Annotated in this window: 25 protein-coding genes and 1 tRNA gene; 6 read left to right on the top strand and 20 right to left on the bottom strand. The window is 58.2% G+C overall.

Going from position 1 to position 25028, the window contains the following annotated elements:
* Positions 1 to 148: 148 nt before the first annotated feature.
* The 12 genes from ACTJK9_RS20340 to ACTJK9_RS20285 form a co-directional block, all read right to left on the bottom strand.
* A complete protein-coding gene (locus ACTJK9_RS20340; RefSeq protein ID WP_440815742.1) occupies positions 149 to 580 on the bottom strand; it encodes a hypothetical protein in 432 nt (143 codons plus the stop codon).
* On the bottom strand, positions 564 to 2603 hold the full coding sequence (locus tag ACTJK9_RS20335; RefSeq protein WP_440815740.1) for a hypothetical protein: 2040 nt from the start codon (positions 2601 to 2603) through the stop codon (positions 564 to 566). Before ACTJK9_RS20335 ends, ACTJK9_RS20340 begins: the two co-directional genes overlap by 17 nt.
* Positions 2600 to 4327 (bottom strand): site-specific integrase, encoded by a 1728-nt coding sequence (locus ACTJK9_RS20330; protein ID WP_440815738.1) that lies wholly within the window; start codon positions 4325 to 4327, stop codon positions 2600 to 2602. Before ACTJK9_RS20330 ends, ACTJK9_RS20335 begins: the two co-directional genes overlap by 4 nt.
* Positions 4320 to 5210, bottom strand: a complete 891-nt coding sequence (locus tag ACTJK9_RS20325; protein ID WP_440815735.1) for a tyrosine-type recombinase/integrase — start codon at positions 5208 to 5210, stop codon at positions 4320 to 4322. The genes ACTJK9_RS20330 and ACTJK9_RS20325 overlap by 8 nt, the downstream gene beginning before the upstream one ends.
* 493 nt (positions 5211 to 5703) lie before the next feature.
* Positions 5704 to 6804 carry a redox-regulated ATPase YchF gene (ychF, locus tag ACTJK9_RS20320; RefSeq protein WP_064599392.1) on the bottom strand — a complete coding sequence of 367 codons (1101 nt, stop codon included), beginning with the start codon at positions 6802 to 6804 and terminating at the stop codon, positions 5704 to 5706.
* 22 nt (positions 6805 to 6826) lie between these two features.
* Positions 6827 to 7411, bottom strand: a complete 585-nt coding sequence (gene pth, locus ACTJK9_RS20315; RefSeq protein ID WP_007951726.1) for an aminoacyl-tRNA hydrolase — start codon at positions 7409 to 7411, stop codon at positions 6827 to 6829.
* 171 nt (positions 7412 to 7582) lie between these two features.
* Positions 7583 to 8185, bottom strand: a complete 603-nt coding sequence (locus tag ACTJK9_RS20310) for a 50S ribosomal protein L25/general stress protein Ctc (protein ID WP_011335926.1) — start codon at positions 8183 to 8185, stop codon at positions 7583 to 7585.
* A 140-nt stretch (positions 8186 to 8325) separates the two neighbouring features.
* Complete coding sequence (locus tag ACTJK9_RS20305) at positions 8326 to 9267, bottom strand: ribose-phosphate pyrophosphokinase (protein ID WP_003171603.1); 942 nt, start codon at positions 9265 to 9267, stop codon at positions 8326 to 8328.
* Between the two features lie 47 nt (positions 9268 to 9314).
* Positions 9315 to 9389 (bottom strand) — tRNA-Gln (locus tag ACTJK9_RS20300).
* Between the two features lie 37 nt (positions 9390 to 9426).
* Positions 9427 to 10278 (bottom strand): 4-(cytidine 5'-diphospho)-2-C-methyl-D-erythritol kinase, encoded by an 852-nt coding sequence (gene ispE, locus ACTJK9_RS20295; protein ID WP_440815733.1) that lies wholly within the window; start codon positions 10276 to 10278, stop codon positions 9427 to 9429.
* Positions 10279 to 10281: 3 nt separating this feature from the next.
* Entirely contained in the window at positions 10282 to 10899 is a 618-nt protein-coding gene (lolB, locus tag ACTJK9_RS20290) for a lipoprotein insertase outer membrane protein LolB (RefSeq protein WP_039766346.1), read from the bottom strand.
* A gap of 3 nt (positions 10900 to 10902) precedes the next feature.
* Positions 10903 to 12627 carry a tetratricopeptide repeat protein gene (locus ACTJK9_RS20285; protein WP_039766343.1) on the bottom strand — a complete coding sequence of 575 codons (1725 nt, stop codon included), beginning with the start codon at positions 12625 to 12627 and terminating at the stop codon, positions 10903 to 10905.
* Positions 12628 to 12809: 182 nt separating this feature from the next.
* On the opposite strand from ACTJK9_RS20285, the gene hemA reads away from it, so the two are divergent.
* The 6 genes from hemA to ACTJK9_RS20255 all read left to right on the top strand — a co-directional run bounded on the left by hemA (position 12810) and on the right by ACTJK9_RS20255 (position 18170).
* Positions 12810 to 14096: a glutamyl-tRNA reductase gene (hemA, locus tag ACTJK9_RS20280; RefSeq protein ID WP_007951716.1), complete on the top strand. Its 1287-nt coding sequence runs from the start codon at positions 12810 to 12812 to the stop codon at positions 14094 to 14096.
* Positions 14093 to 15175 (top strand): peptide chain release factor 1, encoded by a 1083-nt coding sequence (prfA, locus tag ACTJK9_RS20275; RefSeq protein ID WP_221616186.1) that lies wholly within the window; start codon positions 14093 to 14095, stop codon positions 15173 to 15175. The genes hemA and prfA overlap by 4 nt, the downstream gene beginning before the upstream one ends.
* Positions 15176 to 16006: a peptide chain release factor N(5)-glutamine methyltransferase gene (gene prmC / locus ACTJK9_RS20270; protein WP_085745391.1), complete on the top strand. Its 831-nt coding sequence runs from the start codon at positions 15176 to 15178 to the stop codon at positions 16004 to 16006.
* Complete coding sequence (locus ACTJK9_RS20265; protein WP_440815729.1) at positions 16000 to 16755, top strand: molybdopterin-synthase adenylyltransferase MoeB; 756 nt, start codon at positions 16000 to 16002, stop codon at positions 16753 to 16755. Before prmC ends, ACTJK9_RS20265 begins: the two co-directional genes overlap by 7 nt.
* Positions 16748 to 17539, top strand: a complete 792-nt coding sequence (gene murI, locus ACTJK9_RS20260) for a glutamate racemase (RefSeq protein ID WP_085613398.1) — start codon at positions 16748 to 16750, stop codon at positions 17537 to 17539. Before ACTJK9_RS20265 ends, murI begins: the two co-directional genes overlap by 8 nt.
* 112 nt (positions 17540 to 17651) lie before the next feature.
* Positions 17652 to 18170 (top strand): acyloxyacyl hydrolase, encoded by a 519-nt coding sequence (locus ACTJK9_RS20255; protein ID WP_039766327.1) that lies wholly within the window; start codon positions 17652 to 17654, stop codon positions 18168 to 18170.
* A 54-nt stretch (positions 18171 to 18224) separates the two neighbouring features.
* On the opposite strand, the gene ACTJK9_RS20250 is transcribed toward ACTJK9_RS20255, so the two are convergent.
* Genes ACTJK9_RS20250 through phrB form a run of 8 tightly spaced genes read right to left on the bottom strand, consistent with a single transcriptional unit; the run spans position 18225 to position 25020 of the window.
* On the bottom strand, positions 18225 to 18530 hold the full coding sequence (locus ACTJK9_RS20250; RefSeq protein WP_440815726.1) for a YkgJ family cysteine cluster protein: 306 nt from the start codon (positions 18528 to 18530) through the stop codon (positions 18225 to 18227).
* A 52-nt stretch (positions 18531 to 18582) separates the two neighbouring features.
* Positions 18583 to 19074, bottom strand: coding sequence for a DUF2878 domain-containing protein (locus ACTJK9_RS20245; protein WP_440815723.1), 492 nt, complete (start codon positions 19072 to 19074; stop codon positions 18583 to 18585).
* The gene (locus ACTJK9_RS20240; RefSeq protein WP_085613396.1) at positions 19067 to 20338 is read right to left on the bottom strand and encodes an SAM-dependent methyltransferase; all 1272 of its coding nucleotides are present in this window, start codon (positions 20336 to 20338) and stop codon (positions 19067 to 19069) included. Before ACTJK9_RS20240 ends, ACTJK9_RS20245 begins: the two co-directional genes overlap by 8 nt.
* Positions 20325 to 21140, bottom strand: coding sequence for a DUF1365 domain-containing protein (locus ACTJK9_RS20235; protein WP_440815720.1), 816 nt, complete (start codon positions 21138 to 21140; stop codon positions 20325 to 20327). Before ACTJK9_RS20235 ends, ACTJK9_RS20240 begins: the two co-directional genes overlap by 14 nt.
* Positions 21137 to 22384 (bottom strand): NAD(P)/FAD-dependent oxidoreductase, encoded by a 1248-nt coding sequence (locus ACTJK9_RS20230; protein WP_440815717.1) that lies wholly within the window; start codon positions 22382 to 22384, stop codon positions 21137 to 21139. Before ACTJK9_RS20230 ends, ACTJK9_RS20235 begins: the two co-directional genes overlap by 4 nt.
* Positions 22381 to 23163, bottom strand: coding sequence for an SDR family NAD(P)-dependent oxidoreductase (locus ACTJK9_RS20225; protein WP_085613393.1), 783 nt, complete (start codon positions 23161 to 23163; stop codon positions 22381 to 22383). The genes ACTJK9_RS20230 and ACTJK9_RS20225 overlap by 4 nt, the downstream gene beginning before the upstream one ends.
* Positions 23160 to 23582 (bottom strand): nuclear transport factor 2 family protein, encoded by a 423-nt coding sequence (locus tag ACTJK9_RS20220; protein WP_085649216.1) that lies wholly within the window; start codon positions 23580 to 23582, stop codon positions 23160 to 23162. Before ACTJK9_RS20220 ends, ACTJK9_RS20225 begins: the two co-directional genes overlap by 4 nt.
* Positions 23575 to 25020: a deoxyribodipyrimidine photo-lyase gene (gene phrB / locus ACTJK9_RS20215; protein ID WP_440815713.1), complete on the bottom strand. Its 1446-nt coding sequence runs from the start codon at positions 25018 to 25020 to the stop codon at positions 23575 to 23577. The genes ACTJK9_RS20220 and phrB overlap by 8 nt, the downstream gene beginning before the upstream one ends.
* Positions 25021 to 25028: the final 8 nt, after the last annotated feature.

Raw genomic sequence — 25028 nt, 5'->3', positions numbered from 1 at the left:
CTCAGTTAAGTGCACATTCACAATGCTGAGCCGGCTAAATTATTGACCCGCAACGCTAGGAGCTTTCTTTCATGCTTTGGCTACTCGCCGTCTAAAAGCTTTGGAGGCGAGTAGTACGCTCTGTTGAGCTTCCAACGTCATACGACTGTTACTCCTGTAGCTTCAATGTCGAAACCGATTGAAAGGTCATCAACTGTTCTTTGACTGATTGCAACTCAAAGGTTAGCTCAATCACCCTCCGTTGTGCACTAATCAGCTGTGATTGGGCAACGTCTCGCTGCGCTATCACTTCTTCCAGGCGCTTCTTCATATCGGCCCGCAGGCCTCGTTGCCGGAGAAGCTCTTTCCTCTTGGAAGGGCGATCCTGCATGTTGATTTCAATGTAAGCCTGAATTTCTCGGATTAAGGACGGAAACCTGGACTTTCGCAGTGCGCTAGGATCGCATTCAGCTTCCCTGGCTACGTTGTTCTGCGATACAACGCTACCAGGATTTAAAACATTAGGCTTATTGGCCTTCAGGCGTTCAAACGCTAGTCGAAAGCGTTGTTCGGCGGTTAGGCATTCAGCTTCTGACGACATTCAGATAATTCTCCAAGCCTTTGCGCTCAGCCAATAGCGCCCTATGACGGGGGCTATTGACGGCAGCAATTGCCAGTTCTTGATCGATTAACCGCAGCTCCGCTTCGATGTTTTGAGCCTTGTCGCGGTCGTAAAGTACGTCAGCACACGGTGCGTTTCCGTCGCCGCCAGTGCAACGTGAAATCGATTCGATTCCCCCATAAGGGCAAGTGCCTCGGTGGGTGCAAGCACCGACGCGCATTTCTCGGAAAAAAATTTGACCACGACGCCCAGCAGCGGCTAGCGCACTGGCATCTTTGTCGCTGACCAAATTGACCAAGACCGTCTGCTTTCGCTCATTTCCAATTGGAGACACAAACCGATCTCCAACAGCAGCTAGTATTTTATTTGCCATAGCATCATACATAGCTCCAACGATCATGGCCTCAACCTCTTCGTTGAGCAGTAGCTTTGTGTAGCCGCGACCGTAATACAATGGCATCAGTCTTGATGCGTGCTTCATCTGAAACTGCAGGCTCGAATCAGAGAGCAAGCCACTGGCGAACATATTCACCGCACCAGTACGTCGTAACTGGTGCCAAGCTAAAGGCCAGGCGCGTCCTACAGAAAAAATCTCGCTTAGGTTTGGTGTCAGCGTCTTGGCGATTCGTAAGTCTGCTTCAGTTATTCGAAGTATGTTCTCGTCGAACAGCCGCTCGAAACGCTTTTGAAGTGCACTAAATGAAAGGACGTGTATTCGTACAGAGTATGGTTTGGATCTGCTATTGCTGCTAGACGTACTCCACGGTTCGGTTGCTTTGCCAAAGAGATAGGGGTTCTTAATGTCCGCGTCTGTTGGGCGTGAGTATGGATCAGCCGCTGTACATCTCATTCGAAGGTGGGCGATGGAGCTCATTGCTTTCACTGCTACTTCAACGCTTGGGGTTGTAGGCCACCTAGCATCGCTGTCCGCGTCTGTTTTAGTAGTTTCGCCGCAAATTATTGGTATTCGACCAAGTTTCTCGTCCAGCTCCCAAATCAAGCAGTCTGCACGTAAAGATGACGCTTCGGTAGTGCGCTGAAGGGTGAAATTTGTAATGTAGGCAAGTCCAGCATTCTGGACCAGAGACATATAGGCGGATAAGTTTCTAATTTCCATGCCAGTGGAGGGGATGGAAACCCATTTCTCAATTAGCTCTGCAATTCCGAATCGCTCGGCAGTTAAAGAAAAGCGGCCATGATACACGTATCCTGCCTTAGAGCCTCTCCCAGGGCGCTCTGGTGACCAAAACGGCAAAGTATTGCTTCTGCGCTCCGTAAAAGCGGCTTCCAGAGAGCCCGAATTTTTAGCATAGGCGTCAACACAGAAGTGAAAACAATCTTCGATTTCTCTCTGATGAGCAAGATAATCGTCTAGGCATGCTTTCAGCCGTTCAACCTGATAAGTCCAAATGCGGGGCGGAATGTACGCTGTTTGCTCGGTTTCGAATTTTGGACTTGTAGCCGCGAGCCGCTTAATCCCTTCTGGGTCTACGAGGTAAAAACCCAGGTGTTCCCGAGCGTCCCACAGCCGATGAAGTTCTAGTATGGTTGATTTATGCTCGCTTGGTGGAATGATACCAGGAAACTGCTCGAACACCTTAGGAAAGCGCATTAACTCAGTCGCTACAATGCGATTGTCACTACATAGCGAGATTAAGCGACGTATTGCCAGGAACACTCCCTTCAGTCCGTTTGCTGAGCGGCAGGACTTCACTCCCCACATGCGCCACGTGGTTATCACACGAAGCAAGTCTGCGTTAGCTACGTCTAATTTCTTGGCTCTACGATTTTTGAGGTCGTCGCCAAAATCTAGAATCATCGATTTCCCAGCCCACGGAGATATATCCCAAACGGAATCACCCCAACGTGAAAGAATTTTCCCGTCGCGATCTTCGCTGACAACCCACTCCCGTGGTGGTGGCCAGCTAGGAGGGCGAAAAGACCGATTATTCGGAGTCAGCCAGTCGCAGCTGGATCCGAAAATTTCGAGCGAGACTTTCAAAAGGTGTCCTCCACAACCATAATTCTTCTTGTCCACTCTGGATGATAAAATCCTTCTTCGACGCGAGCTAATACTTCTTCTAGCCAAGCCTTGCGCTTTTTGTTGGATTCGCCGAGCCAGCAAAGCTTTTCCGATATTCGGTCAATAACAAGTTGTGCAGGATGAACTTCTTTTTCGTGCCGCGGAGGTGTCCATTTTGAGACCTCTATGATTTTCAGATGTCGAAAAGAGGCTAATGACCAAAGATAGTCGATCGTATCGATGTCGCGGTGATGTTCACACCACATGCAACCTGACGGTCTGATGCAATCTGGTGTTGGAGCATCTTTGGGCGCGGACTCCAACTGAACTGATATACCGTCGCATAGACCGGGGCCAGCAGGCGTTGTGCAAATAACTGTTGGATCGTGCTCAGACCAAAACCGAATGATTTCGCCCATTGCTCGTTGCTGACTAGGGCGTTCGTAGGTGGTAAGTAGAGTTTTTTTATGGTGTTGCGCCATTGATGCTGTCAGGTCTGCATCACCAGAGCGGCGAAGAAGCCAATTTACGCGAGTATTTCGTAAACTCTGAGGCGGGACGAAGTTGAGCCCTATTTTTTTGCAGGCGGCTCTGAGATAAAATTGCGGGTGCTTTTGGAGGGCTCGGCCACCACTTCGAATGAAGGGAAAAATGGAATCTGAGCCAGGAAATAGCAGCCGACGCCAATCGAGGTACCTTTCAAAATGAGGCTTGTACTCTTTAAAGACTTCGAAAAGTACTTCGCCATGTCGTCGTGCCTTTCTGTCTCTTACTTGATAGCCATCGAGATGGCTAGAGTAAGTGAATTGGCGTAGCTTTAATTTGTGCGCCTGGGTGAAGTTTATGCCGGTCTGCGCAATGAACATCAGCAGCTCTGCTTCAATTCTTCGATTGGCTATTGGGTAGCGAGTACGAAGAGTACCATCCGCTTCCCAGGCCCGAAAATACTTAAGAGCAATTTCTCGGTCGGGAGTGGGTGGGCCATAATTGTAAGCCTCCAAATGCCGTTCAGCAAATGCTGGGTTGTTAAAGCCCGACCATTCAACCAACTCGTTTCCGTAGCGGAGGGGTATGCGAATGGGAAGAGGAGATTTCAAAACTACTTCAGCCGATAGCGAATCGCAGATGTCCTGCAGAAACTGCCCAAACGCAAAGGTATCTTCGAGGTTCTGCTTTTCGGCATTGACACCCAATGCTGTTTTTCGCTGTTTTGGCAGGCGTAAGCGGCTCATTGAAAATAGCGGTATCTTTCGATCTAAGACAGCGTCAAGTACATTGCCCGCACCTACGCCTATTGTGTAGGCGGAGACTTGACTCATATCCTTGATTATCTGGTGCCTATGTACCAGTGAGTCTGTCCAATCTAAATAGATTTGCTGAATCGACTCAGTTACGAGTGAGTGTCCTTTGTCCTCAGCCCAAATGAACATATTCCTAATATAACGAATTTCGTTCTGCGCAGTATATGCACTTCCACCGGCTATCAGTTTGGCATTGATTGCCTCGTGTATCTTTTCTACGAGATCAAACCGTTCGCGTAGAGGCTGCCCAAGTGCTCCATTTGCTATCATGCGGGTTACTTGCCAGGTCGTGGCTTTTGCCCCGCCGTAGTACAGCAGATAAGTGAGGTCCCATGGGGTTTCGCGAGTGCCTATAATGACGTCCGGAAACGACAAATTTGGTAATTGAATAGTTTCATGCATTGAAGTCGTCCCAGCTTCGGCTCCGGAGACCAGTAAACGCTTCGTGAAAAGCTTGTGCTACCTCTTCTTTGCCCTTTGTACTTTCAAGAAACTTTACATATTTGAACGTCGTCGATTCGTGTTTGTGAAGCATCGCGCTCTTAACAAACTCAATTGCAGCCGCAGTCGTTGTAACACTGAGGGCCAATTTCATCAGCCATGTTCCGTAGGTGGCTCGGGTCTGATGGAACTTGAAGCGAGCTATAAACTGCAAATTTGCGCGCCGGGCCTTATTTCGCAAGCCCGTCATTAATGTGCCTATTGTACTATTGCTATACGGTTTTCCCCGTGAAGTTAGGAAGAGCACCGACCGGTAAGGACTAGAGGCTTTCGCTTCTCTCTTAAGCCGCGCTGTTGAATATGCGTAGCGCTTCAGTTCATCGAGAAGGATCTTTGGGAAAGTAAGATAACCCTCTACATTGAACTTGGTAGAAACTTGTGTCCCGGGCCCAACCTTGATCAAGAAAAGGCCATCAATGAAAGGGTCGGGCTGGGCCTGCTCCAAATTTTCAATTCGCAGCGTGGAGATAGTACGAAGACGTGCGCCGGTAAAGCAGCCGATGGTAAGCATCAGATGGAGTTCTTCGGTCTCCTCATTTGCTGTGAACTCAAGGAGCTCCGTCATATGCGTATCGCTTAGGGGGAGCAGACCATCTTCTAGGCGGTCCCCTGGCGCTCGGCGATTTGGGATAGCGAGATCCGTCGACATGCGGGTGAGCGCACGTCTGAAACCGTGTGTGTCGTGGTAACGAATTAAGATGGGGCGTTCACGCCACATCGGCGTGTTCGTACTGATAAAATCGTGTTCAGCCGCGAATCGATAAAACTGTACGACCGCATTCATGCGTGCTCGCGCAGTGCTTGACGCTAGGGTCCCTGTTTCAATTTGGTGAATTAAATGGCCACGGAAGCGAACAACAGCGCGTTCAGACCTGCGAAGGGGAAAGTGCCGCCAATCAAGCTCGTTTTTCTCAAGGAAGCACGCATATGACCGCAAGTGCTTCATCAAGCTTTTCACGGTCTCAATGTCGCGGTTGTGATTGGTAAGCGTCTCTAGCGCCCAAAGGTTCACTTCGGCCCAGCTTGGTCCGCTCTCCCAAAAGATTTGCGGTAGACGCGGGATGCTTCGCGCGAGCCTATCGTGCTCCCACTCAAACTCATCACCTACGTGGGCTTCGCGCCAAGGCTTGAAGTCCACGTGCTCTAGATATGCCATTGACACCCCCATCTCGCGGTTGAGCAAAGGCAATTGCAGCCCTAGCCCTGCGTGAGCAAATCACAACCTCAATGCATGTCCATAGGCTGGCACACAAAGGGTGGATGTCAATGGGGTCGTACTAGACGTTAAAGCGGAAGTGCATTACGTCGCCGTCCTTGACGATGTAGTCCTTGCCTTCCAGGCGCCATTTACCGGCTTCCTTGGTGCCTGCTTCGCCCTTGTACTGGATGAAGTCGTTGTAGGCGATCACTTCGGCGCGGATGAAGCCTTTCTCGAAGTCGGTGTGGATCACGCCGGCGGCTTGCGGTGCGGTGGCACCGACGCGGACGGTCCAGGCGCGGACTTCTTCGACACCGGCGGTGAAGTAGGTCTGCAGGTGCAGCATTTCGTAGCCGGCACGGATCACGCGGTTCAGGCCAGGCTCTTCCAGGCCCAGGGCCTCGAGGAACATGTCTTTCTCTTCGCCGTCATCCAGCTCGGCGATTTCCGCTTCGATCTTGTTGCAGACCGGAACAACCATCGCGCCTTCTTCTTCGGCGATGGCCTTGACCACGTCCAGATGCGGGTTGTTCTCGAAACCGTCTTCAGCGACGTTGGCGATGTACATGACCGGCTTGGTGGTCAGCAGGTGGAAGCCCTTGATGATCGCCTTTTCGTCGGCGCTCATGTTCTTCATCAGGCTGCGCGCAGGCTTGCCTTCGCTGAAGTGCGGGATCAGTTGTTCCAGCAGAGCCTTCTGGGCCACTGCATCCTTGTCACCGCCCTTGGCGTTGCGCGCGACTTTCTGCAGTTGCTTCTCGCAGCTGTCGAGGTCGGCGAAGATCAGTTCCAGGTCGATGATTTCGATGTCGCGCTTCGGGTCGACGCTGTTGGAAACGTGGATCACGTTATCGTCTTCGAAGCAGCGCACGACGTGGGCGATCGCGTCGGTTTCGCGGATGTTGGCCAGGAACTTGTTGCCCAGACCTTCACCTTTCGACGCGCCGGCAACCAGGCCCGCGATGTCGACGAATTCCATGGTGGTCGGCAGGATGCGCTTCGGATTGACGATGGCCGCCAGAGCGTCCAGACGCGGATCCGGCATCGGCACAATGCCGCTGTTCGGCTCGATGGTGCAGAAGGGGAAGTTCTCGGCCGCGATCCCGGATTTGGTCAGGGCGTTGAACAGGGTGGACTTGCCGACGTTAGGCAGGCCGACGATGCCGCAATTGAATCCCATGGTGTTTCCCCTCGGATTAGAGTCAGGCCTTCTGGCTGTGCAGGTTTTTCATCGCGCGGTTCCATTCACCGGCGAGGATATCCGGCAGCACGCCGAGGGCAAAGTCGATGCTGGCATCGAGTTTTTCCTGTTCGGCGCGTGGCGCACGACCCAGGACGAAATTTGAAACCATACTGGCGACGCCCGGGTGGCCGATGCCAAGCCGCAGGCGGTGGAACGTATTCTGATTGCCCAATTGCGCAATGATGTCGCGCAACCCGTTGTGACCGCCATGGCCGCCGCCGACTTTGAGTTTGGCGACGCCCGGAGGCAGATCGAGTTCGTCGTGTGCCACCAGGATCTCTTCAGGCTTGATGCGGAAGAAACCGGCGAGTGCCGCCACGGCCTGGCCGCTGCGGTTCATGTAGGTGGTGGGAATCAGCAGACGAACATCCTGACCCTGATGCGAAAAACGCCCGGTCAGGCCGAAATACTTGCGATCGGCCACGAGATTCACATTCTGTGCGTGGGCGATGCGCTCAACAAAAAGGGCCCCTGCGTTATGCCGGGTCTGCTCGTATTCAGCGCCTGGATTTCCCAGGCCAACGATCAGTTTGATGGCAGTCACGATAGGGGCCCTTCCTTTGAGTGGTGGATAACATCGCCGCGATCAGGGAAGGCGGCGAAAGTGGACGAAAAATGCTCATTTACCATGGATGTAAACTCCGCGTTCCCGCCCGCTTTCTCGCTACGTTCCAGTCCGCGATGTTACCTGCTCACTCAGGCATGACAGAGTGAATTACTCTGCTGCGCCTTCTTCGGTAGCTTCTGGAGCAACACGTGGAGCGTGGACGTTGGCAACAGCCTTGTCATCGCCGTGTGCCAGAGCAACGAACTCAACGCCTTTAGGAGCCTTGATGTCCGACAGGTGAACGATGGTGCCGATTTCAGCGTTAGCCAGGTCGACTTCGATGAACTCAGGCAGATCTTTCGGCAGGCAGGAAACTTCGATCTCGGCAACAACGTGCGAGATTTCGCCGCCTTTCTTCACTGGAGCAGCTTCGTTGATGAAGTGCACAGGAACGATAGCGGTCAGTTTCTGGCCAGCTACAACGCGTACGAAGTCAGCGTGCATCACGTGGCCTTTGGCCGGGTGACGTTGCAGAGCCTTGATGATCACGTTCTGCTTGGTGCCACCAACGTTCAGTTCGATAACGTGGCTGTAGGCAGCTTCGTTTTCGAGCAGTTTGGCAACTTCTTTAGCCAGCATGCTGATGGATTCAGGGGCTTTGTCGCCACCGTAAACAACAGCTGGAACCAGGGCAGCGAGACGACGCAGGCGGCGGCTCGCACCTTTCCCCAGGTCGGAACGCAGTTCAGCATTCAAAGTAAAATCGTTCATTTTGTATCTCCAAAATAGCCATCACCGAGTGGCGTTTGCGACCAGCGCCGAACACGGTATGGGCAAAAAAGCCCCGCCCCGGCAGAAATNCGGGGCGGGGCGCTTTTCGTCAACGAGACATTTCGAGAAGGGCAGGGCCCTTAACGGAACATCGCGCTGATCGATTCTTCATTGCTGATGCGGCGAACCGCTTCGGCAACAACCGGTGCGATATCCAGTTGACGGATACGTGCACAGGCTTGTGCTGCAGCGGACAGCGGGATGGTGTTAGTGACCACCAGCTCGTCCAACACGGAATTTTCGATATTCTCGATGGCCCGACCCGACAGCACAGGGTGTGTGCAGTAGGCAAAGACCTTGGCTGCGCCATGCTCTTTCAGGGCCTTGGCCGCGTGGCACAGAGTGCCGGCGGTATCGACCATGTCATCGACCAGGATGCAGGTACGCCCTTCGACATCACCGATGATATGCATCACTTCAGAGTGATTGGCTTTTTCACGGCGTTTGTCGATGATCCCGAGATCCACGCCCAGGGATTTGGCAACGGCACGTGCACGCACGACGCCACCAATGTCCGGGGACACGATCATCAGGTTCTCGAAGCGCTGATCTTCGATGTCATCCACCAGAACCGGGGAGCCGTAGATGTTATCTACCGGAATATCGAAGAAGCCCTGAATCTGGTCAGCATGCAGATCAACCGTGAGAACACGGTCGATGCCGACTACGGTGAGCATGTCAGCAACGACTTTCGCGCTGATAGCCACACGTGCGGAACGCGGACGGCGATCCTGACGGGCATAACCAAAATAAGGAATAACAGCAGTGATACGAGTAGCCGAGGAGCGGCGGAAGGCATCAGCCATCACTACCAGTTCCATCAGGTTATCGTTGGTCGGAGCGCAAGTCGGCTGAATAATGAAGACGTCTTTACCGCGAACGTTTTCATTGATCTCGGCTGTAATTTCGCCGTCGGAGAATTTACCGACAGAGATGTCACCGAGAGGGATATGCAGCTGACGTACGACACGCCGAGCCAGATCGGGGTTAGCGTTCCCCGTAAAGACCATCATCTTGGACACGCGCAGTACCTGAAGGCTGAGGGTATACCTGGATGAGTATAGGAAAATGGCAGGGGCGGCTGGATTCGAACCAACGCATGGCAGGATCAAAACCTGCTGCCTTACCGCTTGGCGACGCCCCTGTATCTGTTGCTTGCAAGTGCCGGGCACTTGATTCCTTTAGAGCAGACTTTGCAGCTTGCGATGCAACATCGAAACGTTGCTTCCTTTTGCTACAAACCCTGTAAGGGTCTCTGTCAGAAGGGCCGAGACTTTATCAGCTTCAGCTTTGCTTGGGAAGCCCCCAAACACACAACTTCCAGTTCCGGTGAGTTTTGCTTCGGTAAAATTACCTAACAAATTCAATGCGTTACGTACTTCTGGATAACGCCTTGAGACCACCGGCAAGCAGTCATTTCGACTGTTTCCCTCGGGAACGGGGCGCACTTTAATGGGCGGCGTGTTACGTGTCAACAAAGGATCTGAAAAAATTTCTGCCGTACTAACAGAGACTTGCGGAACGAGCACGACGTACCACGGTTCGGCGGGCTCGACCGGGGTCAGTTTCTCGCCGACACCTTCGGCGAAAGCTGCGTGGCCACGCACGAACACCGGCACGTCCGCGCCCAGCGTCAGGCCCAGTGCTGCCAGGCGATCTTCATCCCAACCCAGTTGCCACAAGTGATTGAGGCCGAGCAGGGTGGTGGCCGCATTCGAGCTGCCGCCACCAATGCCGCCGCCCATCGGCAGGATCTTGTCGATCCAGATATCGATGCCGAGCGAGCAGCCGGATTGTTCCTGGAGTTTCTTCGCAGCGCGCACGATCAGATTGCTGTCGTGGGGCACGCCTTCGAATTCGGTGTGCAGGCGAATCACGCCGTCGTCACGTACGGCGAAGGTGATTTCGTCGCCGTAGTCGAGGAACTGAAAAAGCGTCTGCAACTCGTGATAACCGTCTTCACGACGACCGAGAATGTGCAGCATCAAATTGAGTTTGGCCGGCGAAGGCAAAGTGAGGCGTGGAGCGGTCATGCGTTATTGCCCCAATTTGCGCGGTTGCCAGGTCTTGATGACCAGCGTCACGTCCAGATCGGTACCGTGCAGCTTGATCCGCTCGGGCAGCCAGTATCCGTTCTGTTCGGCATAGCTGAGGTATTCGACCTGCCAGCCATCCTGATCCAGATTGGCCAGACGGCTGTTGCCGTCCAGGGTCAGACGGCTTTTGCTGTCCGGTGCCGGGAGGCCTCGAACCCACCAGGCCAGATGCGAGACCGGCAGTTTCCAGCCCAGTTGCTCTTCGACCAGCGCTTCCGGAGTCGGCGCTTCATAACGGCCCTGATTCGCCACTTCCAGCGACACTGCGCCCGGACGGCCGGTCAGTCGCGCCGCGCCACGACCCAGCGGGCCGGACAGGCGGATGTCGTAGTAATCCTGACGTTGCAGCCAGAACAGCGTGCCGCTGCCCGAATCTTTCGGGGCGCGGATGCCGATCTTGCCGTCGATCTGCCAGCCGTCGAGGCCGGTCAGTTGTTGTTTGTGCTCGCGCCATTGGCCCGGATTGCCGTGGCCTTCGACCGATTCACGGGCGCCGAAGCCCGCGCAACCGGCGAGCAGGGCGATGAAGCTGAAAACTATGACGTGGCGCAAAAACATGAGTTAAAGAGTCTCGGATCCGGTCAGGCGCTTGATGGTGCTGCGCAGGATGGTGCTGTCAGGCTGGTCTTTGAGGAACTTGCCCCAGATTTGTTTTGCTTCGCGCTGTTTGCCCTTGGCCCACAGCACTTCGCCCAGATGCGCGGCGACTTCATGATCGGGGAAACGCTCGAGGGCCTGACGCAGGTATTTCTCGGCGTCTTCCAGATTGCCCATGCGAAAGTTCACCCAGCCGAGGCTGTCGAGCACTGCCGGGTCTTCCGGGTTGATCTGGTGCGCCTGCTCGATCAGCGCCTTGGCTTCAGCGTAGCGGGTTGTGCGGTCGGACAGCGTGTAGCCGAGGGCGTTGAGGGCCATGGCGTTGTCCGGATCACGCTTGATGATCAGGCGCAGGTCTTTTTCCATCTGCGCCAGGTCATTGCGTTTTTCCGCCTGCATCGCGCGGGTGTAAAGCAGATTCAGATCGTCCGGGTACTGCTGCAAGGCTTGTTGCAGGACTTTCCAGGCCTTGTCGCCCTGATTATTGGCGGACAGGGTTTCGGCTTCGATCAGGTACAGCTGGATCGCGTAATCCGGCTGCTCGTCACGCTCGGCGGCCAGTTTGCTCTGGGCTTCGGCGGTCTTGCCGTTGTTCATCAGAATATCGGCCTGACGCAGTTGCGCCGGCAGATAGTCGTTGCCCGGGCCGACCTGGGCATACTCGATGAGCGCGCCTTGCGGGTCGTTGCGTTCTTCGGCGATGCGGCCCAGGTTCAGGTGCGCCGAATCGACATGGCTTTCCCGGGCGATCAGGTCTTCCAGATAGCCCTTGGCCTCGTCCCAGGCCTTGGCTTCAAGGCAGACCAGCGCCAGGGAATAACGCAGTTCGTCGTCTTCCGGGTATTGCTGAACCAGGGTGGAGAACTCGACCTTGGCGTCGTCCATCCTGTCCTGTTCCACCAGCATCCGCGCGTAGGTCAGGCGCAGGCGCTTGTCGTCCGGATACTTCTTGATGCTCTTTTGTAGCAGCGGCAGCGCTTCGTCGCCGCGATTCAGCCCTTGCAGCAGGCGCGCGCGCAGCAGGATCGGGGCGATCTCGCCGTCTTCCGGCGGATGGTCTTCCAGCAGGGCAAGCGCACCTTTGGTGTCGCCATCCTGCTGCATCAGCAGGGCCTTGCCGAAAATCAGCTGATTGTTGTTCGGGTGACGCTGCAACAGGCGGTCGAAGCTTTTCATCAGGCCGTTGCGGGTTTCCTGATCGGTATCGGCGGCCGACAGCGCGAGGAAGTCGAAATGGGTGTCGCCCTTGCCCTGCAGGACTTTCTCCATATAGACCATCGAGTCGTCATAACGCCCGGCGCGCGCCAGTTGAACGGCGGCGGCGCGTTGCGCTTCGAGGTCGTCCGGGGCGTTTTTCGCCCAGATCAGCGCGGTATCGAGGGCCGGCTGGTCGGCGCCCAGGTACTCGGCGATGCGGAACGCACGCTCGGAAACACCCGGATCCTGGGTGTTGATGGCCTGGGTCACGTAGTTGTCCAGGGCAATGTCGAAACGATTGCGCTGACCGGCGAGCTCGGCGCTCAGCAGGCTGAACACCGTTTCCTGGCTGAACGAGCTGTAAACCTTCGGCTTTTCAGGGGCCGGCGTGGTGTCTTCGACCGGTGAGGCACCGTCCTGCGGAACGGGGGCCAAGGCCTGGCAGCCGCTGAGGAAGACAAAAGCGAGGAGCAACGCGGAAGATCTATTCATATAGGAAGAGGACGACTAACCTGCGGTCGGATCATCATGACACAAGCCTTCGGCCAAACATAACCGAGTCTCGATTGTGGCCATTATAGGGGCCGGCAATTGGGACAATAGTCAGCGGTAGTTGTTCTGAATCTGACGAAGTAGGACAATTGCCGGCTTCACGTCACCATCAGCGACCTTGAATGGCCTTCCTTGCACTCGGTATCAACCACAAGACTGCTTCAGTAGACGTCCGCGAGCGCGTGGCCTTTACCCCTGAGCAGCTGGTGGAGGCCTTGCAGCAGCTCTGCCGACTCACCGACAGCCGCGAAGCTGCGATCCTCTCCACCTGCAATCGCAGTGAGCTGTATATAGAACAGGATCAGCTGTCGGCCGATATCGTGCTGCGCTGGCTGGCCGACTATCACCATTTAAGCCTCGATGAGCTGCGCGCGAGTGCTTATGTGCATGAAGACGATGCGGCCGTTCGTCACATGATGCGCGTCGCCTCCGGGCTCGACTCGCTGGTGCTGGGCGAACCGCAGATTCTCGGCCAGATGAAATCGGCCTACGCCGTGGCCCGCGAGGCCGGCACCATCGGGCCGCTGCTCGGGCGACTGTTCCAGGCGACCTTCAATGCTGCCAAGCAGGTGCGCACCGACACTGCCATCGGTGAAAACCCGGTGTCCGTGGCGTTTGCCGCCGTCAGCCTGGCCAAACAGATTTTCAGCGACCTGCAACGCAGCCAGGCCCTGCTGATCGGTGCCGGCGAGACCATCACCCTGGTCGCCCGCCATCTGCATGAACTGGGTGTCAAGCGCATCGTGGTCGCCAACCGGACGCTGGAGCGCGCCAGCCTGCTCGCCGAGCAGTTCGGTGCCCACGCAGTGTTGCTCTCGGACATCCCGGCTGAACTGGTGCGCAGCGACATCGTTATCAGCTCCACCGCCAGTCAGTTGCCGATCCTTGGTAAAGGTGCGGTGGAAAGTGCGCTGAAGCTGCGCAAGCACAAGCCGATCTTCATGGTCGACATCGCTGTTCCCCGTGACATCGAGCCGGAAGTCGGCGAACTCGACGACGTTTACCTCTATAGCGTCGACGATCTGCACGAAGTAGTCGCCGAAAACCTCAAGAGCCGTCAGGGTGCAGCGCAGGCGGCCGAAGAGATGGTTTCGGTCGGCGCCGACGATTTCATGGTGCGCCTGCGCGAGCTGGCGGCGGTCGATGTGCTCAAGGCCTATCGTCAACAGAGTGAACGCCTGCGCGACGAAGAACTGCAAAAGGCCCTGCGCCTGCTGGCCAATGGCGGCAACGCCGAAGACGTCCTCGGGCAACTGGCCCGTGGCCTGACCAACAAACTCCTGCACGCCCCGAGCGTGCAGTTGAAAAAGCTTTCTGCCGAAGGCCGCCTCGATGCGCTGGCCATGGCTCAGGAACTCTTTGCCCTCGAGGGCTCACCGGATAGCTTTTCGGATAAAAAACCGCAATGAAAGCGTCACTGCTCAATAAGCTGGACATTCTCCAGGACCGTTTCGAGGAACTGACCGCGCTGCTCGGCGACGGCGAAGTCATTTCCGACCAGACCAAATTCCGCGCCTATTCCAAGGAATACGCCGAACTTGAGCCGGTGGTACAAGGCTATAAAAAGTTGCTCGGCGTACAAAGCGATCTTGAAGGCGCGCAGGCGCTGCTCAAGGACAGCGACCCGGACATGCGTGAAATGGCCGTGGAAGAAGTCCGCGAAGCCAAGGAATTGCTGATCACGCTGGAATCCGATCTGCAGCGCATGCTGCTGCCCAAGGATCCCAACGACGGGCGCAACGTGTTTCTCGAAATCCGCGCCGGCACCGGTGGTGACGAGGCGGCGATCTTCTCCGGTGACCTGTTCCGCATGTACTCGCGTTACGCCGAACGCCGTGGCTGGCGCGTGGAGATCCTCTCGGAGAACGAAGGCGAACACGGCGGCTATAAAGAAGTCATCGCCCGCATCGAAGGCGACAACGTTTACGGCAAGCTGAAATTCGAATCCGGCGCGCACCGCGTACAGCGTGTACCCGCCACCGAATCCCAGGGCCGTATCCACACCTCGGCCTGCACCGTGGCGGTGTTGCCCGAGCCGGACGAGCGTGAAGCCATCGAGATCAACCCGGCGGATTTGCGCGTCGACACTTACCGCTCCTCCGGGGCCGGTGGTCAGCACGTCAACACCACCGATTCGGCGATCCGCATCACCCACATACCGACCGGCACCGTTGTCGAGTGCCAGGAAGAACGTTCCCAGCACAAGAACCGCGCCCGGGCGATGGCCTGGCTGTCGGCCAAGCTCAACGACCAGCAGACTGCTGCGGCGGCCAACGCCATCGCCAGCGAACGTAAATTGCTGGTGGGCTCCGGTGACCGCTCCGAGCGTATCCGCACCTACAATTTTGCCCAGGGCCGGGTCACCGACCATCGCGTCAACCTGACCCTGTATTCCCTCGACGAAATCCTCGCCGGCGGCGTCGAAGCGGTGATCGAGCCGTTGCTGGCCGAATACCAGGCTGACCAGCTCGCAGCGATAGGTGAGTAAATGACCATCATCGCCAGCCTGTTGCGCGCCGCCGAACTGCCGGATTCGCCTACCGCGCGTCTGGACGCCGAATTGCTTCTGGCCGCCGCGCTGGGCAAGTCGCGCAGTTTTCTCCACACCTGGCCCGAGCGCATCGTGCCCAGCGAAGCCGCACTGGTCTTTGCCGAATACCTGCAACGCCGCCGCAGCGGCGAGCCGGTGGCCTACATTCTGGGCCAGCAGGGTTTCTGGAAGCTGGATCTGGAAGTCGCACCGCACACGCTGATCCCGCGCCCGGACACCGAACTGCTGGTGGAAGCCGCGCTGGAGTTGCTGCCGGCGACCCCGGCCAAAGTTCTCGATCTGGGCACCGGCAGCGGGGCGATTGCCCTGGCTCTGGCCAGCGAGCGCCCGGCGTGGAAGGTCACCGCCGTGGATCGCGTGCTGGAAGCCGTGGCCCTGGCCGAACGCAATCGCCAGCGTCTGCACCTGAATAACGCAACGGTGCTGAGCAGTCACTGGTTCAGCGCCCTTGAAGGCAAGCGTTTCGAGCTGATCATCAGCAACCCGCCGTACATCCGCGCCGCCGATCCGCATCTGGTTGAAGGTGATGTGCGTTTCGAGCCGGAAAGCGCCTTGGTGGCCGGCATCGACGGGCTCGACGATCTGCGGCTGATCATCGCCCAGGCGCCGGCCCATCTCGAGGCCGGTGGCTGGCTGATGCTCGAACACGGCTATGATCAAGCCGAAGCCGTGCGCGATCTGCTGCTGACGCAAGGTTTTGACGAAGTCCACAGCCGCACCGATCTGGGCGGCCATCAACGGATCAGCCTGGGGCGCCTGCCGTGCTGAATGATCAGGAATTGTTGCGCTACAGTCGGCAGATCCTGCTGCAACACATCGACATCGATGGCCAGTTGAAGCTCAAGGACAGCCGGGTATTGATCGTCGGCCTCGGCGGTCTCGGCGCGCCGGTGGCGTTGTACCTGGCGGCGGCGGGTGTCGGTGAATTGCATCTGGCGGATTTCGACACGGTCGACCTGACCAACCTGCAACGCCAGATCATCCACGACACCGACAGCGTCGGCATGACCAAGGTCGACTCGGCGCTCAAGCGCCTGAGCGCGATCAATCCTGAAATCAAACTGGTGCCTCATCGTCAGGTGCTGGACGAGGATTCCCTCGCCGCAGCCGTGGCGGCGGTGGATCTGGTGCTCGACTGCTCGGACAATTTCTCCACCCGCGAAGCGGTCAACGCCGCGTGCGTGGCGGCACGCAAGCCCTTGGTCAGCGGCGCGGCGATCCGCCTCGAGGGGCAACTCTCGGTGTTCGACCCGCGTCGCGCCGAGAGCCCGTGCTACCACTGCCTGTACGGTCACGGCAGCGAAGCCGAACTCACTTGCAGCGAAGCCGGCGTGGTCGGGCCGCTGGTCGGTCTGGTCGGCAGCCTGCAAGCGCTGGAAGCCTTGAAGTTGCTGGCGGGTTTTGGCGAACCACTGGTGGGCCGTCTGCTGTTGATCGATGCGCTGGGTTCGCGCTTCCGTGAGCTGCGGGTCAAGCGCGACCCCGGTTGCAGCGTCTGTGGTTCGCAGCATGCGTGAAGCGCCGATCGCCGTATTCGACTCCGGTGTCGGCGGCGTGTCGGTGCTGGCGGAAATCCAGCACCTGCTGCCGAATGAATCGCTGCTGTACCTCGGCGATTGCGGCCACATCCCTTATGGCGAGAAAACCCCGGAATTCATCCGCCAGCGTTGTAGCGTGATGGCCGGTTTTTTCCGCGAGCAGGGGGCCAAGGCGCTGGTGATCGCGTGCAATACCGCGACCGTGGCCGGCGTTGCCGATCTGCGCCGGGACTTTCCCGACTGGCCGATTGTCGGGATGGAGCCGGCGGTCAAACCGGCCGCCGCGGCCACCCGCAGCGGCGTGGTCGGCGTACTCGCCACCACCGGCACCTTGCAGAGCGCCAAGTTCGCCGCATTGCTCGACCGCTTCGCCACGGATGTGCGGGTCATCACTCAGCCGTGTCCTGGACTGGTCGAGCGGATTGAAAGCGGCGATCTGCACAGCGCCGAGTTGCGTGCATTGCTCAAGCACTACGTTGACCCGCTACTGGCCAGCGGCTGCGACACGATCATTCTGGGCTGCACCCATTACCCGTTTCTCAAGCCGATGCTCAAGTCGATGATCCCCGAGAGCATCAGCCTGATCGATACCGGCGCGGCGGTAGCGCGGCAACTGCAGCGGCTGCTGGCCGAGCGTGATCTGCTCGCCGAAGGTCCGAACCGGCCGGTCAGATTCTGGACCAGCGCCGATCCCGCGTCTTTACGCAAGACCCTGGTCCTGCTGGACCAAGTCGTTGGCGATGTTGAAAGATTCACTTTGTAAAAAAAATGTGAAATATCTAAAAAGTCAGCTGAACTTCTGACCAAGCGCAGATTTCTATAGCGCAGAGTGACCTAAAAAACCAAACGATCGTTCCGGAAAAGGAAGTTTCAACGTGAAGCGACTATTCTGCTTGGCCGCGATTGCGGCTGCACTGATGGGGCAAAGTTTTACCGCACAAGCTGCTGGCGTCGAGTTTGCAGTGGGTGCTACCAGCGATTCGACCATGACTTATCGCCTGGGCATGAATTTCGATTGGGATAAAAGCTGGCTGCAAAGTGACGTGGGTCGTCTGACCGGTTACTGGAGCGGGGCTTACACTTATTGGGAAGGCGACAAGACGTCGAGCAACAACAGCCTGTCGTTCTCGCCGGTATTTGTTTACGAGTTTGCCGGTCAGTCGGTCAAACCGTATGTCGAGGCGGGGATCGGCGTGGCGCTGTTCTCCAACACCGAATACGAAGACAACAAGCTCGGCGGTTCTTTCCAGTTCGAAGACCGTATCGGTTTCGGCCTGCGCTTCAATGGCGGGCATGAAGTCGGGATCCGTGCGACGCACTATTCCAACGCCGGTCTGAGCAGCGACAACGACGGGGTGGAAAGCTACGCACTGCATTACACGATGCCGCTATAAGCCCCCAGAAAGTCAGCCCCGTAAAAAAGGAGCGCCTAGCGCTCCTTTTTTTATTCAGCGATACGCCGTGGCAATTCCCTGGCGTTCGTCGATGCATTCCGGGGCGCCCATTTCGAATTCGCGGCAGATCAGCGGGCGCTTCTCGTAAATCGTGCACATCATCGTGTCGCGATCCAGCGCCGCGCACCAGCCGTCATCCAGACGCAGCATCACCTCTCCACCCCAATCGTCGGTATCGATAAAGCGCTCGGGCACGCCGGTATCGGTGATCAGCATCACTTCGAGCTGACAGCAGCAGGCTGCACAGGTCGAGCAGGTGACAACGGGTTCGGCGATTTGCCGATGGTGAATGGTTTTCATGGCGCCAGTGTACGGCAGTGGCCGATGACCGTGTGAAGGGCCTGACAGGCGTTTAGCGCGCCAGCCGTCGGGACAATTGATGCAGCAACGGAAACAGCATCGCCCACAGCAGCGCCACGCCGATCAGGGTCGCAAGCTCACCGTGAGGAAACTGCACGCCGGCCAGTCGTCCGCCGGCACCGTAGGACAGGGCGCCCCCGACTGCGCCGAGCAGACTGGCCAGCCACCACGGCCGTGCGCTCCATTGCAGGCAATGACGCAATGTCGTGGCGAACAACGCCCACAGCAACATCAGCCACAGCGGAATCAGCGGCGACAGATCCTTGAACTCGAAAACCCCAAGCCAGCGCAGCACGCTGTCCACTGCCGTGCCGATGATCACCACGTTTAGAATCAACCGGCCTTCATGCGCCCAATTGCTGATCCAGCGCAGATGAATCACCAGCACCGCCAGCGCCAGCAGCAACCACAAACTGTTACCGCCGAGCACGCAGGCCAGCCAGCCGATCTGGAACAGCACCGCGTTGGCCAACCGCTCAAGCATCGAATCGGCCCAGCAAAGGCGCGGTCATCGCCGCCGGTTTGGCCAGCACCAGCTGTGCGGTGCCGATGGTGCGCTCGAGGAATCCACCCTCGCAGTAACACAGGTAGAACTCCCACAACCTGAGGAAGTAATCGTCATAGCCCAGTTCGCTCAGACGGCCGTGCGCATGGCGAAAGTTCTCGTGCCACAGACGCAGGGTGCGGGCGTAATGCAGGCCGAAATCTTCCATGTGCAAAAGGTTCATGTCGGTGTCGCGGCCGACGATTTCGAGCATTTTCTGCACGCAGGGCAGGGCGCCGCCGGGGAAAATGTAGCGCTGGATGAAGTCCACGCCACGGCGCGCCTGTTCGTAGCGCTGTTCGCGGATGGTGATTGCTTGCAACAGCATCAGGCCGTTGTTCTTGAGCAGGTGCGCGCACTGTTTGAAGTAGGTCGGCAGGAAGCGGTGGCCGACCGCCTCGATCATTTCGATCGACACCAGTTTGTCGTACTGGCCGGTGAGGTCGCGGTAGTCCTTGAGCAGCAGCGTCACTTGATCCTGCAAACCGAGGCGTTCGATGCGGGCCGCGGTGAAGGCGAACTGCTCCTTCGACAGCGTCGTGGTGGTGACTTTGCAGCCGTAGTGCTGCGCCGCGTAGAGCGCCATGCTGCCCCAGCCGGTGCCGATTTCCAGAAGGTGGTCACCGGGCTTGAGCGCGAGTTTCTGGCAGATCCGCTCCAGTTTGTTCAGTTGCGCCTGCTCCAGGCTGTCGTCGGGGCTGAGAAACTGCGCAGCCGAATACATCATGGTCGGGTCGAGGAACTGCTCGAACAGGTCATTGCCGAGGTCGTAATGCGCGGCGATGTTTTTCTGCGAGCCCTGGCGCGTATTGCGGTTGAGCCAGTGCAGCCCGCGCACCAGCGGGCGACCGAGCCGGGCCAGGCCACCTTCCATGGCGTCGAGCACTTCGAGGTTGCTGACGAACACACGCACTACGGCCGTCAGATCCGGCGAGCGCCAGTAGCCATGAATAAAGGCCTCACCGGCACCGATCGAACCATTGCCGGCGACCAGACCCCAGACGGCGGGATCCAGCACCTGAATTTCCCCCACCAGCGTGCTGCCCGGCGTACCAAAGACGTGGCGTTCGCCGTCCTCGATCACGATCAGTTGACCCTGCTTGAGCTGCTCGAGCTTGCGCAGCACTCCCCGGCGCAGCAGCGATCCGCTCAGGCCGTGGGGGCTGAGCAGGCTGGCTTTGGCCGAGACGCTAGTGGATTTCATGGTGGCGTTCCTCGGTCGGTACGGTGGCGGTTCGAAAGCGGTCGTCGGCACGCTGGTGGTCATACACCGGGGTGCGCTTGAGCAACAGGCGCAGCGCCTGCCAATAAATCGCCAGCGCGGTCTTGGCGGTCATCCAGGGGAAGCGCCACAGGTGCCGGTGCAAGTGGCGCCGATCAAGGGGGACGCGTCGCAGATCGAGGGTGGCGTCGAACAGTTTTTGCTCGCCTTGCCAGTCGGCCATGTGCACACCCAGGACCTGCGCGGCAGGGCTGAAGCTCATGCGGTATTCCAGGTCCGGCGGCAGGAATGGCGACACGTGAAAGGCCTTGGTCACGGCAAAGTGCTGGTGAAAGTCCTGAAGCTGAGTCGGCGCTCGAGCCGGCAGCACGTAGTGATAACGCTCGCGCCACGGAGTGTTGCGGACTTCGCAGAGAATCGCCGCCAGTTGGCCGTCGGCCTCGTGGCAATAGAAAAAACTCACCGGGTTGAACGACAGGCCCCAGCTGCGCGGCTGGGTCAGCAGGCAGATCGAACCTTGCGGCGCATGGCCCAGGGCTTCGCCGACCAACTGGCGCACCGCATCGCTCAGGCGTATACCCCGGCCGGTGAAGGTTTTCAGGTAGTCGGTTTCGCGGAATGAAAACGGCGCAAAGCGGCTGGCACCGGCCAGCCGGGATAGACCCAGCACCGCCTCCTGCTCAGCCAGATCGAGATACAGCATGCCGATCCGGTAACGAAACTCATGACGGCGCGGAGCAAATCGCCGATGGGCGATCCAGCCACTGTAGAGCGCGCTGTTCACAGGCTTTCTCCGAAGGCTGCGGCCACGCGCAGGGCGCTGACCACGCCGTCCTCATGAAAACCGTTGGCCCAATAGGCGCCGCAATAATGCGTGTGGTGCAAGCCGTCCAGTTCCGCCCAGCGTTGCTGCGCCGCCACGGCCGCGAGGCTGAATTGCGGGTGGGCGTAGGTGAAGCGTGCGAGCACTTTGGACGGCGTGATGCCAGCGCTCTGGTTAAGGCTGACGCAGAACGTGGTGTCGCTCTGGAGGCCTTGCAGAATGTTCATGTCGTAGGTCACGGCTGCCCGGGTATGACCCGCTCCGCCGAGGCGATAATTCCAGCTGGCCCAGGCCCGTTTGCGTGTGGGCAGCAGGCGGGTGTCGGTATGCAGCACCACTTCGTTGTCGGCGTAGGGCAGGGCGCCGAGGATTTCCCGTTCTTTATCGTCAGGACTTCCCAGCAGTCGCAACGCCTGATCGCTGTGACAGGCCAGCACCACTTTGTCGAAACGTTCGATGCCGGCCGGGCTGTGGATAACCACGCCGTGCGCGTCGCGATCGATCCGACCCACCGGGCAGTTCAGGCGGATGCGTTCCTTGAACGACGCGGTCAGCGGCGCGATGTAAGCACTTGAGCCACCCTCGATCACCTGCCACTGCGGCCGGTTGCTGATCGACAGCAACCCGTGATTCTCGAAAAAACGCACGAAGAACTGCAACGGAAAATTAAGCATCTCGGCCATCGGCATCGACCAGATCGCCGCGCCCATCGGCACGATGTAATGCAGGATGAAACGCTCGCCGTACCCGCCGGCCTTGAGGTAATCGTCCAGGGTGGTGTCGGCGGCGATTCGCTGTTCGGCGAGGTCGCGCCGAGCCTCTTTGTTGAACCGCAGGATGTCGCGCAGCATGCCCCAGAACCCGGGGGACAGCAGATTGCTGCGTTGGGCGAACAGGCTGTTCAGGTTGTTGCCGTTGTATTCCAGGCCAGAGTCCGGATCGTTGACCGAAAAGCTCATCTCGGTGGGTTTGAACGTCACACCCAGTTGGCCAAGCAAACGAATGAAGTTCGGATACGTCCAGTCGTTGAACACGATGAAGCCGGTGTCCACCGAATACTCACGCCCGTCCACGGTGACCGGCACCGTGTGCGTATGGCCGCCGATCCGGGCGTCTGCTTCGAACACGGTGATTTCGTGTCGGCGTGCGAGCAGGTACGCGCAGGTCAAACCGGCGATGCCGCTGCCGACGATGGCGATTTTCATGTTGCATCCCTGAGCGGCGGGTTGCTGCGCACCATGCGTTTGCCAATCGCCAGTTGTACGCGGGCGGGCATTTTCGACAAGGGCCACAGGGCTGCCATGAACAGTGCGGGGAAGGCGATCTCCAGCGGCCGATCCTTCAGCTTGGCGAAGATATGCCGCGCGGCTTTGTCCGCAGGCCAGCTGAGTGGCATCGGAAAATCATTTTTGGCGGTCAGCGGTGTATCGACGAATCCTGGGCTGATTACCGTGACTTCAATACCTTCGTCCGCCAGGTCGATGCGCAGGGATTCGAACAGATAACGCAGCCCGGCCTTCGATGCGCCATAGGCTTCGGCGCGTGGCAGCGGCACATAGGTCACCGAGCTGGCCATCCCCACCAGATGCGGTGCCGTACCTTTGCGCAGCAAGGGCAGGGCGGCTTCGATGCAATAGCTGCTGGCGAGCAGGTTGGTACGCACCACGTGCTCGATGATCGAGGCGTCGAACTGGTGAGCGTCGACGTATTCGCAGGTCCCTGCATTGAGGATGACGGTATCCAGCGAGCCCCAGTCCGCGGCTATCTGTTCGCCAATTTCGCGTACGGTCTGGCTGTTGGTCAGATCGCCGGGCAACACCAGAACCTGTCCCGGATACCGTTGTGACAGAACCTTGAGCGGCGCGACCTGGCGGGAACTGACCGCCAGCTGTGCACCGCTTTTGAGAATGTCTTCCGCGAGTGCTGCGCCGATGCCACTGCTGGCACCGGTCAACCAGTAACGACGTGGAGCTGTACGACTCATCCCAATCTCCTTTTCAGCCAGGCGATCACCCGGCCCAATACAGGTAAATGTTCATAAAGCAGCGCTCCGGCATCGAAGTAATCCCGATGGCGGTAAACCTTGTCGCGCCAGAGCAGATGCGAGCAGCCGGCGACGCGGATCAGTTGCCCACCGCTCAGGCGCGGGTGGCGGTAACTCATGACCCAGCGCAGATAACCTTCGCCTTCGCCGATCTGGTCGAAGCCGTGGAAATCGAAGCGCAGTTCGTTGACGTTGGCGTACAACTCGCTGAAGTAACCGCGCAGGTTCGTCAGCCCCTGCACTTCGTGCAGCGGATCGGTGAAATGAATGTCCTCGCTGTACAGTCCGTCCAGGGTGCGCAAGTTGTCTTTGTTCAACTGTGCGAACCGCTGGGCGAAACCGCGCAGGAATTCACTCATCGCTCACTCCTTGAGACGCGCGTGACGGCAGGTTTTTGAACGCTGCCAGCGCCCGCTCCCGTGATGCACTCAGATTGACAATCGGCGGCGGATAGTCCGCCACGCCGAACAGCCCGCCGGCACTGGCCGGGTTGTGGACTTCTTTCTTGTTCAGGCCGGCCAGTTCCGGCAGCCAGTGCTTGATGAAAAGGCCTTCGCTGTCGAATTTTTCCGACTGGCTGACCGGGTTGAAAATCCGGAAGTACGGCGCCGAGTCGGTGCCGGTCGAGGAACTCCACTGCCAGCCGCCGTTGTTCGCGGCCAAGTCGCCGTCGATCAGGTGGCGCATGAAGAAACGCTCGCCTTCGCGCCAGTCGATCAACAGGTTCTTGGTCAGAAACATCGCCACCACCATCCGCAGGCGGTTGTGCATCCAGCCGGTTTCCAGCAGTTGGCGCATGGCTGCATCGATGATCGGCAAGCCGGTGCGCGCCTCTTGCCAGGCGGCCAGATCCTCTGGTGCGTCGCGCCAGGCCAGGGCTTCGGTTTCCGGACGGAATGCGCGATGCCGTGAAACCCGTGGATAACCGACGAGGATGTGCTTGTAGAACTCGCGCCAGAGCAATTCATTGATCCAGGTGATAGCCCCGACCTTGCCGCTTTCGAATTCGCCCTGATTGCTTTGCAGGGCGGCGTGCAGGCATTGGCGCGGCGAGATCACGCCGGCAGCCAGATAGGCCGAAAGCTGGCTGGTGCCGGGTTTGGCCGGGAAGTCTCGTTCGCTCTTGTAGTAGTCGATCTGTGCATCGGCGAACGTGTCCAGGCGACGCCGGGCTTCGGATTCACCGGCGGGCCACAAGGCGCGCAGGGAGTCGCCGGGTGTCGGGAACCCTTCGATGGTTGTTGGAACGGGGTCACTGTCGATGTTCAACACCGATTGTTTACCCGGGGCCTGTTTCAGCGAAGGCATCGAGCGGTGCAAGCGTTCGTAGCAGACCTTGCGGAACTGGCTGAACACCTGAAAGTAAGTGCCGGTCCGGGTCAGCACGCTGCCGGGCTTGAACAGCAATTGGTCGAGGTAACTGTGGAAGGTGATGCCTGCCGCTTGCAACGCTTCGGCAACTGCCTCGTCGCGACGGCTTTCGTTGATGCCGTATTCTTCGTTGACGTGCACCGCCTCGATCTTCAGTTGCCGACACAGTTCGAGCAGCACGTCGGGTGCCTGATCCCAGTGAGGCGCGGTGCGGATCAGGAGCGGGATGTTCAGGTCGCCAAGGCTTTTGCTCAATTCACGCAGATTGCGCAGCCAGAAATCGATCTTGCACGGCGCGTCGTCATGTTCCTGCCATTGCTCAGGGCTCAACAGGTACACGGCGACGGTCGGGCCGCGTTCGGCGGCGGCCGCGAGGGCGGTGTTGTCATGTTGGCGCAAGTCGCTGCGCAGCCAGATCAATTGCATGTCGGTCT

This window comes from Pseudomonas sp. 22082 (genome assembly GCF_052046055.1).
Taxonomy (GTDB): domain Bacteria; phylum Pseudomonadota; class Gammaproteobacteria; order Pseudomonadales; family Pseudomonadaceae; genus Aquipseudomonas; species Aquipseudomonas pharyngis.
Note: the sequence above shows the minus strand (reverse complement) of the source record. Positions and strands in the feature narration are given on the sequence as shown.